Consider the following 13050-nt stretch of genomic DNA (forward strand, 5'->3'; position numbering starts at 1 on the left):
GGCAGCGTTCCGGTGCCCGCGCCCGCCGGCTGATCGTGTTGCCAGGCCCAATCGGCAGCCGCGCGTTCCGCTTCGGTAAAGGTCAACGGGCCACCGGTTTCAACTTTCCAGCCCGCCTGCCCGTCGCGATTGAGCAGGCACAGTTGCACATCGCTCCAACCATTGAGGTGCTGCGCTGCCGCGCTGACCACCGCCTGGCGATCAGTGGCGGCGGTGAGTTTGCGTGACAGGTCGAGCAGTTCGCTGGTCTCTTCCTGGGTATCGCGCAGCGCCTGCAATTGTCGACGCTGACGCGCCGCGAGGTTGCCAGTGAGTGCCGCCATCAGCAGAAAAAACAGCAGGGTCAGCACGTCTTCTTCGCGTTGGATGCTGAAGGAAAAATTCGGTGGAATGAACAAAAAGTCGTAGGTCAGGAACGACAGCGCCGCGCAGGCCAGCGCCGGGCCGAGACTGCTGCGCACGGCCACCAGCAGCACGGCCGCGAGGAACACCAGTGAGATGTTGGGCAACGCCAACACACTGGCCACAGCCCAGGCCAGCGCACTGGCGAGCAGGGTCGCGACCAGCGCCAGCGCATAGTCGAACCACACCAGTGGCTGGGTCGAACGCGGACGTGGCGAACGGTGCGGGTGATCGCTGTCGAGGACGTTGATTTCCAGCCCACGCGCATTGCGCAACAGTCGTGAAGCCAGGCCACCACCGAACAGATACCGATACCAACGCTGCCGGGATTGCCCGACCAGTATCAGGCTGGCGCGACGTTCGCCAGCATGCTGGATCAAGGTCTTCGCCACCTCGCCGGCACGCAGTAACACCACTTCGCCGCCCAGGCGCTCGGCCAGTTGCTGGGCACTTTGCAGGCGCAAGCGTGCCTGCTCGTCGCGCACGTTACCGTTGTCCACATGCACCAGGCTCCAAGGCAAGTGGCGACGTTGGGCGACCCGACTGGCATGCCGTACCAGGCGCTCGGCCTGCTCATCGCCATCGACCCCAACCAGCAACCGACCGCGCACGGCCGGCGCATCCTGGCCGAGTTGGCGATAACCCTGGGCCAGGTCATTGTCGACTTGCGCGGCGGCAGTCTGCATCGCCAGCTCACGCAAGGCGGTAAGGTTGGTCTGGGTGAAAAACGCATCGATGGCCGCCCGCGCCTGCTCCGGCACATAGACTTTGCCGTCGCGCAGACGCTCGAGCAATTCCCTTGGTGGCAAGTCGATCAGCAGCAGTTCATACGCTTCCTGCAGCACCCAGTCCGGCAAGGTCTCACGGACCTGAACGCCGGTGATGCCGCGCACCTGGTCATTGAGACTTTCCAGGTGCTGGACGTTGACCGTAGTGAACACGTCGATGCCCGCGGCGAGCAGTTCCTGGATATCCTGCCAGCGCTTGGCGTGACGGCTGCCCGGGGCGTTGCTGTGAGCCAGTTCGTCGACCAGCACCAGCTTGGGCTTGGCCGCCAACAAGCCGTCGAGGTCCATTTCTTCGAGCATCACGCCACGGTATTCCGAGCGCACCAGGGGCTGCTGTGGCAAACCACCGAGCAGCGCCTCGGTTTCCGCGCGACCATGGGTTTCGACCACTCCGGCAAGCACTTTCACACCCTGGCGCAGCTGGCTGTGCGCGGCCTGAAGCATGGCGTAGGTCTTGCCAACACCCGGGGCTGCGCCGAGGAAAACCTTGAGCCGGCCACGGCCATCACGGGGTAGTTCTGCTAGCAGTGCGTCGGCTCGGCCGGTGTTGCTCATGCTTAAACTTTCCTGGTTTCAGATGTTGATTGTGTGTGTGTGTGAGGCCGCCTTCGCGAGCAGATCTACAGGTTATCCAGCGCAATGTTCAGCGCCAACACATTCACCACCGGCGGTCCCACCAGCGGTTGCTCGATATGCGCTTCCATCAATTGCTCAAGCGTCGACACCGGTAAATTGCGCGCTGTCGCAACTCGCGCCAGTTGATAGGCAATCGCCGCAGGAGGCAAGTGCGGATCGAGGCCGCTGCCGGAAGTAGTCAGTTGCGCCAGGGGCACTGGGCCTTGGCCTGGCACCAGCAGTTTGCTGGCATCCTCAAGTACCCGCGTGGCCAGCGCCGGGTTGCTTGGCGCAAGGTTGCTGGCGCCACTGGAAACCGTGGCAAAGGCACCGGCTGAAGGTCGTGGATGGAACCAGGCGTCACCGGTGAAATCCTGGGCGATCAGTGCAGAGCCACGCACCTTGCCACTGGCGTCCTGCACCAGGCTTCCGTTGGCCTGGCTGGGGAAAGCGACCTGGGCCACACCGGTGACAACCAGGGGATAGGCAACGCCGGTGATCAGGGTCATGAGAACGAGCAGGCTCAAGGCCGGGCGGATCATTGTGGACATTTCAGATTCCTCGAATTCGGGTAACAAATTCTGTGGTTCGTGAGCAAACTGCCCCTGTAGGAGCGAGCTTGCTCGCGAAAAACTTGAGTTCAACGCGCTCATCCAGACAGAACGCGTCATCGTTAACTTCCATCGCCAGCAGGCTGGCTCCCACACAAGCGGTCAAACCAGATGCAACGCCGTCAACAGCATGTCGATCGCCTTGATCCCCACGAACGGCACCACAATCCCGCCCAGCCCATAAATCAGCAGGTTGCGCCGCAGCAACGCCGCCGCACTCGCGGCCTGCACCCGCACACCGCGCAACGCCAGCGGTATCAGCACCACGATAATCAAGGCGTTGAACACGATGGCCGAGAGAATGGCGCTCTGCGGGCTGCTCAGTTGCATGACGTTGAGCACGCCCAACTGCGGGTAGATCGAGGCGAACAACGCCGGCAGGATTGCAAAATATTTGGCCACGTCGTTGGCGATGGAAAAGGTCGTGAGCGCACCGCGAGTCACCAGCAATTCCTTGCCGATCTGCACCACGTCCAGCAGCTTGGTCGGGTCGCTGTCGAGGTCGACCATGTTCGCCGCCTCGCGTGCCGCTTGAGTCCCGTCGTTCATCGCCATGCCGACGTCAGCCTGGGCCAGGGCCGGGGCGTCGTTGGCACCGTCGCCGCACATCGCCACCAATCGGCCGTCGTTCTGCTCATGCCGAATGCGCGCCAGTTTTTTCTCCGGAGTGGCTTCGGCCAGCACGTCATCGACACCCGCTTCGGCTGCAATCGCCGCCGCTGTGAGCGGGTTGTCGCCGGTCACCATCACCGTGCGAATGCCCAGCTTGCGCAGCTCGGCAAAACGCTCGCGGATGCCGGGCTTGACCACGTCCTTGAGGTGGATCGCACCGAGCAGTTTGCCGTCGGTGCACACCAGCAATGGCGTACCACCGCTTTGGGCGATTTTGTCGATTTCCCGGGACAGCGCGGGTGCCAGGTCGGCGCGTTTCAGACCAACAAAAGCCAGCACCGAATCCACCGCGCCCTTGCGATACACGCGGCCCTGATAGTCAACACCGGACAGGCGGGTTTCGGCACTGAACGGCACGCTCGTCAGGGTCCCGGAAGACGGCTCCGGCTGTGGATGCAAGCCGCGCAGGTATTCGACGATCGACTTGCCTTCCGCCGTGTCATCGGCCAGCGAAGCGAATAACGCACCTTCGGCCAATTCCTTGTCGCTCACACCCGGCGCCGCATACACCGCTGTGCAACGACGATTGCCGAACGTGATGGTGCCGGTCTTGTCCAGCAACAGCACGTGTACATCCCCCGCCGCTTCCACCGCGCGACCGGATTTGGCGATCACATTCAACCGCACCAGGCGGTCCATCCCGGCGATGCCAATGGCCGACAACAGCCCACCGATGGTGGTTGGAATCAGCGTAACCAGCAATGCCACGAGGAACACCAGCGGCAGGCTGCCGTTGGCGAAATGGGCGAAGGGTTGCAGGGTCACGACGACCAGCAGGAAGATCAGCGTAAGGCCAATCAGCAGGATATCGAGGGCGACTTCATTCGGGGTTTTCTGGCGTTTGGCGCCTTCGACCAGGGCGATCATGCGGTCAAGTGTCGACTCCCCGGGGTTGGCCGTGATCCGCACCAGCAGCCAGTCCGACACCAGCCGAGTGTTGCCGGTCACCGCCGAACGATCTCCACCCGACTCGCGAATCACCGGCGCCGACTCTCCGGTAATCGCCGCCTCGTTGACCGCCGCAATGCCTTCGATCACCTCGCCGTCACCGGGGATCATTTCCCCGGCTTCGACGCGCACCATGTCGTCCTTGCGCAAGCTGGCGGCTGGCACGATTTGAAAACTGCCATCAGCGGTTTGGCGCCGAGCACTCAGGCCCTCGCTACCTGCCTTCAAACTGTCGGCGCGCGCCTTGCCGCGGCCTTCGGCCAAGGCTTCGGCGAAGTTGGCGAACAGCACGGTGAACCACAGCCACAGGGCAATTTGCGCGGCGACAAAAGTCGGCACTGCCGCATCCGGAATGAAACACAGCACGGTGGTCAGGATGGCGGTCAGTTCAACCACCAGCATCACCGGCGCACGTTGCAACTGCCGCGGGTCAAGCTTGACGAAAGCTTGCACCAGCGCCGGGCGCCACAGGGCCGCGATCGCCGTTTTCGGTTGTTCCGGCGCCTTCATGGCAGCCGGTTTGGTTGCGGGCATATTCATCATCGGCTCCTTAGAAACCTAAGCTCAAGTGTTCGGCGATCGGGCCCAGCGCCAAAGTCGGCAGGAAGGTCAAACCACCCACCAGCAAAATGGTCACCGTCAACAAGGTCACGAACAGCGGGCCATGGGTCGGGAAGCTGTTCGGGCTGACCGGAGCAGCTTTCTTCAGCGCCAGGCTGCCAGCCAGGGCCAGCACCGGCAGAATGTAGCCAAAGCGACCGATCAACATGCCAAGACCGAGCATCAGGTTGTGAAATGGCGTGTTGGCACCGAAGCCGGCGAAGGCAGATCCGTTGTTGGCGCTGGCCGAGGTGTAGGCGTAAAGCAGCTGACTGAAACCATGAGCCCCAGGGTTGCTCACCGCCGCCACTGGCCCTGGCAGGCTGGCCGCAATGGCGCCAAGCACCAGCACGCCCACCGGCATCACCAGCAGGGTCACTACCAGTAACTGCACTTCCCTGGCCTGCAATTTCTTGCCAAGGTATTCCGGCGTGCGGCCGATCATCAGCCCCGCCAGAAACACTGCGATCAGCACGTTCAGTAGCATCCCGTAGAGCCCGGCCCCCACGCCGCCGAAGATCACCTCGCCCACCATCATGTTCACCAGCGCGACCATGCCGCTGAGTGGACTGAGGCTGTCGTGCATCGAGTTGACCGAACCGTTGGACGCCGCCGTAGTCGTCACCGACCACAGCACCGAAGCGGTAGTACCAAACCGCGCTTCCTTGCCTTCCAGCGGCGCGGTCTGTTCAACGGCCGCGTTATTGAGGCTCGGATTCGGCTGGTACTCAGCCCACAACGAAGTGGCGCCACCGATCAGGAACAGCGCCAGCATGCAGGCAATGATCGCGCGGCTCTGGCGCAGGTCCTTCACGTAATGGCCGAAAGTGAACACCAGGGCCGCAGGAATCAAAATGATCGAAGACACTTCGAACAGATTGCTCCACGCGGTTGGGTTCTCGAAGGGATGCGCCGAGTTGACCCCAAAGAAGCCGCCGCCGTTGGTCCCCAACTGCTTGATCGCAATCTGGCTGGCTGCCGGGCCCAAGGGAATCACCTGATCGACGCCCTGCATCGTCACCGCATTCACATAGTGCGCGAAGGTTTGCGGCACGCCCTGCCATACCAGAAACAGCGCCAGCAGCAGACACAGCGGCAGCAAGCCATAGAGGGTGGCACGGGTCATGTCGACCCAGAAATTGCCCAGGGTCCTGGTGGACTTGCGCCCGATACCACGACACAACGCCACCAGCACAGCCAGGCCGGTGGCGGCGCTGACAAAGTTCTGCACGGTGAGGCCAACCATCTGGCTCAGGTAGCTGAGCGTCGCTTCGCCGCTGTAAGACTGCCAGTTGGTGTTGGTGATGAAGCTGACGGTGGTGTTGAACGCCTGAGTCCATTCCAGGCCCGGCAACTGCTGCGGATTGAGCGGTAAATAGTTCTGGAACAGCAAAAGCGCGAACAACAGCAAAAAGCCCGCAAGGTTGAACGCCAGCAGCGCCAACGCGTACTTCTGCCAGCTCTGCTCGACCTGCGGATCAACCCCCGCCACCCGATAACAAGCGCGCTCCACCGGTCCCAGCACCGGAGTCAGCCAGGTGCGCTGCCCTTCCATGACCTTGTAAAAGAACCGCCCGAGAAACGGCGCCGGAATCAGCACCACGGCGAAGAACGCGAGGATCAGCCAATAGTCATAACTGTGCATACCCGCTCCTAGTTCCGGTCCGCGCGCAACAGCGCAACCAACAGATAAATGAACAGCCCCACTGCCAGCAGCAGTGACACTCCGTCCAAAACGCTCATGGGATTTCTCCGTGTTACGGCGTATTGCCGCGTGTGGAGTCATTGTCGGCAGGGAGGGTGTAAAGGAACGAGATCGAGGGGTGCGGTGGGGGATAAAGAAAGTGTAAAGAGTGGGGTTATGCGGGGTTTACAGCATTGCCGCTCGCGCACGACCGGTCATTTGGTCGAGAATGTCTGCAATCGAATTTCAATGCCGGAGAAAACCCCATGAACGTAGTGGCCACCGATTTGCCCGGTGTTCTCATTATCGAACCGAAGGTATTTGGTGATGAGCGCGGGTTTTTCTACGAAAGCTTCAACGCCAGGGCTTTCGAAGAAGCAACGGGCCTGGAAAGCCGGTTTGTCCAGGACAACCACTCACGCTCGCAAAAAGGTGTGCTGCGCGGCCTGCATTACCAATTGGAAAATACCCAGGGCAAACTGGTTCGGGTAACGGCGGGGGAGGTGCTCGACGTGGCGGTGGACATCCGCCGCAGCTCCCCGTACTTCGGAAAATGGGTTGCGGTTCGGTTGTCTGCCGAGAATCATCGTCAGCTATGGGTTCCGGAGGGTTTTGCCCATGGATTTCTGGTATTGAGCAATTTCGCCGAGTTTCTTTATAAAACCACCAACTACTACACCCCCTCCGCAGAGCACAGTATTCGTTGGGACGATCCGGACCTGGCCATCAACTGGCAATTGGATGGAGTTCCACAACTGTCCGCCAAGGATCAAGCGGCAATGTTCCTGAGGGATGCAGAGGTATTCTCGTGAATCCAAGGCTAACTAACATGCGTATCCTCATCACTGGCGGTGCAGGTTTCATAGGCTCGGCGCTGATTCGAGAGCTGATAACGCAAACTGGGCATGAAGTGCTCAATCTGGACAAGCTGACCTACGCCGGCAATCTCGAGTCCTTGACCAGCATTGCCAGCGACACACGTTATGAGTTTGTCCAGGTCGATATCGTTGACCAGGCGGCAGTGGGTGCAGTGCTTAAGCGATTCCAGCCGCAGGCAATCATGCACCTGGCCGCAGAGTCCCATGTCGACCGTTCCATCGATGGTCCATCGGACTTCATCCAGACCAACATCGTCGGCACCTACAGCTTGCTGGAAGCGGCCCGTGCCTACTGGCAGTCCCTCGCCGAGCCCGAAAAAAGTGCGTTCCGTTTTCATCACATCTCCACCGACGAAGTCTACGGCGACTTGCATGGTGTCGATGACCTGTTTACAGAAACGACTCCGTACGCTCCAAGCTCGCCATACTCAGCCAGCAAGGCGGCTTCCGACCATCTGGTCCGAGCATGGCAGCGCACTTACGGCCTGCCGGTGCTGTTAACTAATTGCTCGAACAACTACGGCCCCTACCACTTCCCGGAAAAATTGATTCCACTGGTCATCCTCAATGCACTGGCCGGTAAAGCGCTTCCCGTGTACGGCAACGGCCTGCAAGTTCGCGACTGGCTGTTCGTCGAGGACCACGCCCGGGCGCTACTCAAGGTAGTGACCGAAGGCACAGTCGGGGAGACTTACAACATCGGCGGGCACAACGAACAGAAAAACATCGACGTGGTACGCGACATCTGCGCACTGCTCGAAGAATTGGCACCGCAAAAACCCGAAGGCGTTGCGCAGTACGCGGATTTGATCACGTTCGTCCAGGATCGGCCGGGGCACGACCAGCGTTACGCAATCGATGCCGGCAAGATCGAGCGTGAGCTTGGCTGGGTGCCTGAAGAGACCTTCCAATCCGGCCTGCGCAAAACCGTCCAGTGGTACCTGGATAACCTAGAATGGTGCCGACGCGTCCAGGACGGCAGCTATCAAGGCGAACGCTTGGGCGCCATCAATAACCGGGAACTGTTCGCATGATGAAAGGTATCGTTCTGGCAGGCGGATCCGGCACTCGCCTGCATCCAATCACACTTGGGGTGTCCAAACAGTTATTGCCGGTTTACGACAAACCGATGATCTATTACCCGATCTCGGTGTTGATGCTGGCTGGCATCAAAGACATCCTACTGATCTCCACCCCGCAAGATCTACCGCAATATCGCAATCTGCTGGGCGATGGCAGTCAATTCGGGGTGCATTTCAGCTACGCTGAACAGCCGTCACCGGATGGCCTGGCCCAGGCCTTTCTGATTGGCGAAGAGTTCATCGGCGACGATTCGGTGTGCCTGATCCTCGGCGACAACATCTTCCATGGCCAGCACTTTGGCGAGCAGCTGCAGAGCGCGGCAAACCGTACCTCGGGTGCCACCGTCTTTGGTTACTGGGTCAAAGACCCCGAACGCTTCGGCGTGATCGATTTTGACAGCGCAGGCCTCGCGCTGTCGATTGAAGAAAAGCCGAAAAAACCGAAGTCCAGCTACGCCGTCACCGGCTTGTACTTTTATGACAACGATGTCATCGAGATCGCCAAGGCGGTAAAACCTTCACCGCGAGGTGAGCTGGAGATCACCGATGTGAACAATGCCTACCTCGCGCGCGGTGACCTGCAGGTCGAGCGTTTCGGGCGCGGTTTCGCCTGGCTGGACACCGGTACTCACGACAGCCTGCTCGAAGCGTCACAGTACGTGCAGACCATCGAACACCGACAAGGCTTGAAAGTGGCCTGCCTGGAAGAAATAGCCTACGAAAACAAGTGGATCGACCGCGAGCAATTACTGGACCGCGCCCACTATTTTGGCAAGACCGGCTATGGCCAGTACCTGGCCAAGCTGGCCGGTGAAGCTCAATGAAATTTGTGGGTATTCAATGAAAGTCCTCATCAGTGGCCGGCATGGTCAGGTTTCTCGGGCATTGCAGCAGCGCCTTGGCGCAGTCGGAGAGCTGATCGTCCTAGGACGCGACCAGATGGATCTGGCGCATCCCGATCAGATCCGGCAGCAAATTCAACGGTTGCGTCCCGACCTGATCATAAATGCCGCCGCCTACACTGCCGTCGATCTGGCACAAAGCGAGCCCGAAGCTGCTGTGGCCATCAATGGAGTCGCCCCGGGCGTTTTCGCCGAGGAAGCACTGGGGCTTGGCATCCCCTTGATTCATTACTCCACCGACTATGTGTTCGATGGTTCGAAGCCTGGGCCGTATACCGAAGAAGATGCGCCCAACCCGCTAAGCGTTTACGGTCAAAGCAAACTGGAGGGTGAACGAGCGATCACCCAAGCACAGGGTCAGCACCTAATCCTGCGCACCAGCTGGGTGTACTCGACCCACGGCCGCAACTTCCTGCTGACAATGCAACGACTGCTCCAGGAAAAATCGCAACTGCACATCGTTGCCGACCAGATCGGAGCACCCACTTGGGCGGGCACCATCGCCAATAGCACCCTCTCGCTGATCGAGCGCTGGCGGGATGGTGATGCGGGCGCCTGGGGTATTTATCACTTGGCTGCCCAAGGTGAAACATCGTGGTTTGGTTTCGCCCAAGCCATCGGCGATGCATTGCGCCAACGGGGAGCGCCTTGCGCGAACCTGCTGCCTATCCCTTCCGATGAGTATCCGACGCCGGCGGCCCGCCCGCTAAATTCGAGACTGGATTGCACGCGTCTGGAGCAGGAGTGGGGCGTGAGTCAGCCTGAGTGGACAGCGGCGCTGCGCGAGTGTTTGTCTGAACAAATTGTTTAGGACACGCTGAAAATCTGTGGCGAGGGAGCTTGCTCCCGCAGGGCTGCGCAGCAGACCCGGTTTAGGGCCGCTTCGCGCCCCAGCGGGAGCAAGCTCCCTCGCCACAGGGTTAGCGTCATGCTTGGATAAATTTGCTCGCGAAGACGGCATAACAGGTATAAATGCCCCCGACTGGCGCATGCACTCGCCCACATTCGGGGCCGAACATCTCCGATACGACAGCTTTCTGCGCTTTACGACCTGCAAATACATACTGGCACGCCCACTGCACACGCCCTCCCCCGAGCTTTCCAAACCGTTCAGGGAGCAAGCGCATGAACACACAACTCAAACCCACACTCGGTACTCTGCACCTGTGGGGCATTGCGGTCGGGCTGGTGATTTCCGGAGAGTACTTCGGCTGGAGTTACGGCTGGGGTGTGGCCGGGACGCTGGGCTTTCTGGTGACTTCCTTTATGGTCGCCACCATGTACACCTGCTTCATTTTCAGTTTCACCGAGCTGACCACCGCCATTCCCCACGCTGGCGGGCCTTTTGCCTACAGTCGGCGTGCCTTCGGCGAAAAAGGCGGATTGATCGCCGGGCTGGCGACGCTGATCGAATTCGTCTTCGCCCCACCGGCCATTGCTTTGGCGATTGGCGCCTACTTGAACGTGCAATTCCCGGCGCTCGATCCAAAACACGCGGCAGTGGGTGCTTACATCGTGTTCATGGGGCTGAACATCCTAGGGGTGAAACTGGCTGCGACTTTTGAGCTGATCGTCTGCGTGCTGGCGGTCGCCGAACTGCTGGTATTCATGGGGGTGGTTGCACCGGCTTTCAGCTTCAGCAACTTCGCTCTGAATGGATGGGCCGGCTCGGACATATTCGGTGCCCCCGCCATCGCCGGCATGTTTGCCGCCATTCCTTTCGCCATCTGGTTCTTCCTCGCCATCGAGGGCGCGGCCATGGCGGCGGAAGAAGCCAAAGACCCCAAGCGCACGATTCCCAAGGCCTACATCAGCGGTATCCTGACCCTGGTACTGCTAGCGATGGGCGTGATGTTCTTCGCCGGCGGCGTCGGCGACTGGCGCACCTTGTCCAACATCAACGACCCGCTGCCCCAAGCCATGAAAACCGTGGTCGGCGAAAGCTCCGGCTGGTTGCACATGCTGGTGTGGATTGGCCTGTTCGGCCTGGTGGCAAGTTTCCACGGCATCATTCTGGGGTATTCGCGCCAGTTCTTCGCCCTGGCTCGCGCCGGATATCTACCAAAATCCCTGGCGAAACTGTCGCGCTTCCAGACCCCACACCGCGCGATCATTGCAGGCGGAGTGATCGGTATCGCAGCGATCTATAGCGATGGCCTGATCAACCTCGGCGGGATGACGCTCACCGCAGCGATGATCACCATGGCCGTGTTCGGGGCAATCGTCATGTACATCATGAGCATGCTCAGCCTGTTCAAACTGCGTAGAACCGAGCCCAACCTGGAGCGCACATTCCGCGCGCCTTGTTATCCGCTGGTGCCTATGATTGCGCTGCTGCTCGCGCTGGTATGCCTGGTGGCGATGGCCTGGTTCAACACATTGATCGGGCTGATCTTCCTGGGCTTCATGGCGGTGGGATTCGTGTACTTCATGTTGACCGCACAACTGCGAGCCGATGCGCCGGTGGATGCGATGTTAACCGGTCTCTGAAGCCATAACAGGCCTACAATGGAACCACTGCGAAGAACAATCACTCAAAGTGGTATGCATGATCGGTCGGCGAACACCGCCCGCTGTCCTGCCCCTCAAGGAGAGCCCTATGCCCTGGTATGCCTGGTTAATTCTGGTTGTTGCAATCGGCTCGATCGTCGGAGGTCTTATGATGTTGCGTGACACCGCCAACAAGGTCGAGCTCACCGAAGAGCAACGTAAACGCGTCGCCGAACGCAATGCGGAAATGGACGCCAAAGAAGCGAAAGATCGCTGAATCCTAAGATGAAAAGATCGCAGCCTTCGGCAGCGCCTACCGGGGCTGCGATTTTTTAGTTTTACTGTTCCCAGTCTGCCTTGGCGATGTGCAGACCATGCATCCCATTGTACGCAGCACGCTCCGGCTGGCTCCAACCCTCAAGCAACTCATCCTCCAACCGATAAATCTCCACCCCAAGCGGACGACATACGCTTAATGGATCCTGCGCGTCTGGCCCCCACATAGCCAAAGACAAATCCCCACCCGGGCAGGTCGACAGCGCGCACAGCAGATCAATCTCCGCAAAAAACTCCAGGTAGTCGCCCTTCTGCGCCGGACAGGCCTTCATGAAATACATGTCGTCATGATTCAGGCCTGTGCACTGAAAAATGTTCAGCACGTCGTGCACGTCAAACTCGGTCAGCCCGTGGGGTAACACGGCCCGGGTAAGGTTCGAATGGCAATGGTGGTGAAAGTCTTCGCCAGTGAGCATCTTGTTCACATAGGGATCGCAGCGCGTGCCCAGCAGGTCGTGCAAGCGCCCACCGTGCTCATCGACGCCATAATCGGCCAGGCTGTCATCGGTGATGGTCACCAGCGGCCGTAAAAATGGCAAATTAGACCACAGACGATCATGAGTGCTGACATGAGCGCCTTGCAGCTGTCGGGTCCGGGCCGCCCACAGGCGTTCGCGCGGATCGTTGGCATTCCACACGTTGAAATCACCCACTTGTGGACCGACCGGTGTGGTCACTCGAAACACATGCCCAGCCGGCACATGCCACGCACGCCCGGTACGGATAGGTACCTCAAATTGCTCGATCAATGTGCGAGCGTCCTTGGCCTCACGAATTCGATTGTAAAAGGCTGTATCCACCTGCAAAGCCGCGCCCTTGCTGACCTGATAGGCCGCTGGGTAATCTTTGAACATGGTCGTCTCCTTGATCAGGCGGACCGCATAGACTCAGCGGTCCCGGATTACTGAAAAGTCTGCAGGCAAGTAACCACTATTCATGCCAAGTTACGCAGGGTTTGATCACACTTCGAAGCATCTGGGTGCTTTTTTAAAAGTAGAAGTACAGACACCATTTAAATTTCCTTGGTTAAGATGATGCATTG

Annotated in this window: 12 protein-coding genes; 6 read left to right on the forward strand and 6 right to left on the reverse strand. The window is 59.7% G+C overall.

The genetic code is table 11. The features are described 5' to 3' along the window. From L9059_RS25915 to kdpF, 5 genes are all read right to left on the reverse strand, one after another. Positions 1 to 1745 (reverse strand): DUF4118 domain-containing protein (locus tag L9059_RS25915; protein ID WP_247293708.1); only part of this gene is annotated, 1745 nt, incomplete at its 3' end. 65 nt (positions 1746 to 1810) lie between these two features. Beyond that, complete coding sequence (gene kdpC, locus L9059_RS25920) at positions 1811 to 2356, reverse strand: potassium-transporting ATPase subunit KdpC (protein ID WP_247293709.1); 546 nt, start codon at positions 2354 to 2356, stop codon at positions 1811 to 1813. 162 nt (positions 2357 to 2518) lie between these two features. Next, complete coding sequence (gene kdpB / locus L9059_RS25925) at positions 2519 to 4576, reverse strand: potassium-transporting ATPase subunit KdpB (RefSeq protein ID WP_247293710.1); 2058 nt, start codon at positions 4574 to 4576, stop codon at positions 2519 to 2521. A 10-nt stretch (positions 4577 to 4586) separates the two neighbouring features. After that, positions 4587 to 6281, reverse strand: coding sequence for a potassium-transporting ATPase subunit KdpA (kdpA, locus tag L9059_RS25930; RefSeq protein WP_247293711.1), 1695 nt, complete (start codon positions 6279 to 6281; stop codon positions 4587 to 4589). Positions 6282 to 6289: 8 nt separating this feature from the next. Further along, entirely contained in the window at positions 6290 to 6379 is a 90-nt protein-coding gene (gene kdpF, locus L9059_RS25935) for a K(+)-transporting ATPase subunit F (protein WP_007899818.1), read from the reverse strand. Positions 6380 to 6586: 207 nt separating this feature from the next. On the opposite strand from kdpF, the gene rfbC reads away from it, so the two are divergent. The 6 genes from rfbC (at position 6587) to L9059_RS25965 (ending at position 11949) form a co-directional block, all read left to right on the forward strand. Beyond that, positions 6587 to 7132, forward strand: a complete 546-nt coding sequence (gene rfbC / locus L9059_RS25940) for a dTDP-4-dehydrorhamnose 3,5-epimerase (RefSeq protein WP_247293712.1) — start codon at positions 6587 to 6589, stop codon at positions 7130 to 7132. A 17-nt stretch (positions 7133 to 7149) separates the two neighbouring features. Further along, positions 7150 to 8232 carry a dTDP-glucose 4,6-dehydratase gene (gene rfbB, locus L9059_RS25945; RefSeq protein ID WP_247293713.1) on the forward strand — a complete coding sequence of 361 codons (1083 nt, stop codon included), beginning with the start codon at positions 7150 to 7152 and terminating at the stop codon, positions 8230 to 8232. Beyond that, a complete protein-coding gene (rfbA, locus tag L9059_RS25950) occupies positions 8229 to 9104 on the forward strand; it encodes a glucose-1-phosphate thymidylyltransferase RfbA (protein WP_247293714.1) in 876 nt (291 codons plus the stop codon). The genes rfbB and rfbA overlap by 4 nt, the downstream gene beginning before the upstream one ends. Before the next feature lie 16 nt (positions 9105 to 9120). Further along, positions 9121 to 9993 carry a dTDP-4-dehydrorhamnose reductase gene (gene rfbD, locus L9059_RS25955; RefSeq protein WP_247293716.1) on the forward strand — a complete coding sequence of 291 codons (873 nt, stop codon included), beginning with the start codon at positions 9121 to 9123 and terminating at the stop codon, positions 9991 to 9993. Positions 9994 to 10307: 314 nt separating this feature from the next. After that, on the forward strand, positions 10308 to 11672 hold the full coding sequence (eat, locus tag L9059_RS25960; protein WP_247293718.1) for an ethanolamine permease: 1365 nt from the start codon (positions 10308 to 10310) through the stop codon (positions 11670 to 11672). Positions 11673 to 11781: 109 nt separating this feature from the next. Continuing rightward, the gene (locus L9059_RS25965; protein WP_247293720.1) at positions 11782 to 11949 is read left to right on the forward strand and encodes a DUF2897 family protein; all 168 of its coding nucleotides are present in this window, start codon (positions 11782 to 11784) and stop codon (positions 11947 to 11949) included. A 61-nt stretch (positions 11950 to 12010) separates the two neighbouring features. Here the strand turns inward: L9059_RS25965 and L9059_RS25970 are convergent, their stop codons facing one another. Beyond that, positions 12011 to 12862 (reverse strand): urea carboxylase-associated family protein, encoded by an 852-nt coding sequence (locus L9059_RS25970; protein ID WP_247293721.1) that lies wholly within the window; start codon positions 12860 to 12862, stop codon positions 12011 to 12013. Positions 12863 to 13050: the final 188 nt, after the last annotated feature.

The organism is Pseudomonas violetae (assembly GCF_023072615.1).
GTDB classification, from domain to species: Bacteria; Pseudomonadota; Gammaproteobacteria; order Pseudomonadales; family Pseudomonadaceae; genus Aquipseudomonas; species Aquipseudomonas violetae.

Bases quoted from the DNA above. Each gene is read 5' to 3' on its own strand.
- eat (WP_247293718.1), top strand. From the start codon at position 10,308: ATGAACACACAACTCAAACCCACACTCGGTACTCTGCACCTGTGGGGC.
- rfbD (WP_247293716.1), top strand. From the start codon at position 9,121: ATGAAAGTCCTCATCAGTGGCCGGCATGGTCAGGTTTCTCGGGCATTG.
- kdpB (WP_247293710.1), bottom strand. From the start codon at position 4,576: ATGAATATGCCCGCAACCAAACCGGCTGCCATGAAGGCGCCGGAACAA.
- rfbA (WP_247293714.1), top strand. From the start codon at position 8,229: ATGATGAAAGGTATCGTTCTGGCAGGCGGATCCGGCACTCGCCTGCAT.
- kdpA (WP_247293711.1), bottom strand. From the start codon at position 6,281: ATGCACAGTTATGACTATTGGCTGATCCTCGCGTTCTTCGCCGTGGTG.
- kdpF (WP_007899818.1), bottom strand. From the start codon at position 6,379: ATGAGCGTTTTGGACGGAGTGTCACTGCTGCTGGCAGTGGGGCTGTTC.
- L9059_RS25965 (WP_247293720.1), top strand. From the start codon at position 11,782: ATGCCCTGGTATGCCTGGTTAATTCTGGTTGTTGCAATCGGCTCGATC.
- rfbB (WP_247293713.1), top strand. From the start codon at position 7,150: ATGCGTATCCTCATCACTGGCGGTGCAGGTTTCATAGGCTCGGCGCTG.
- kdpC (WP_247293709.1), bottom strand. From the start codon at position 2,356: ATGTCCACAATGATCCGCCCGGCCTTGAGCCTGCTCGTTCTCATGACC.
- rfbC (WP_247293712.1), top strand. From the start codon at position 6,587: ATGAACGTAGTGGCCACCGATTTGCCCGGTGTTCTCATTATCGAACCG.
- L9059_RS25970 (WP_247293721.1), bottom strand. From the start codon at position 12,862: ATGTTCAAAGATTACCCAGCGGCCTATCAGGTCAGCAAGGGCGCGGCT.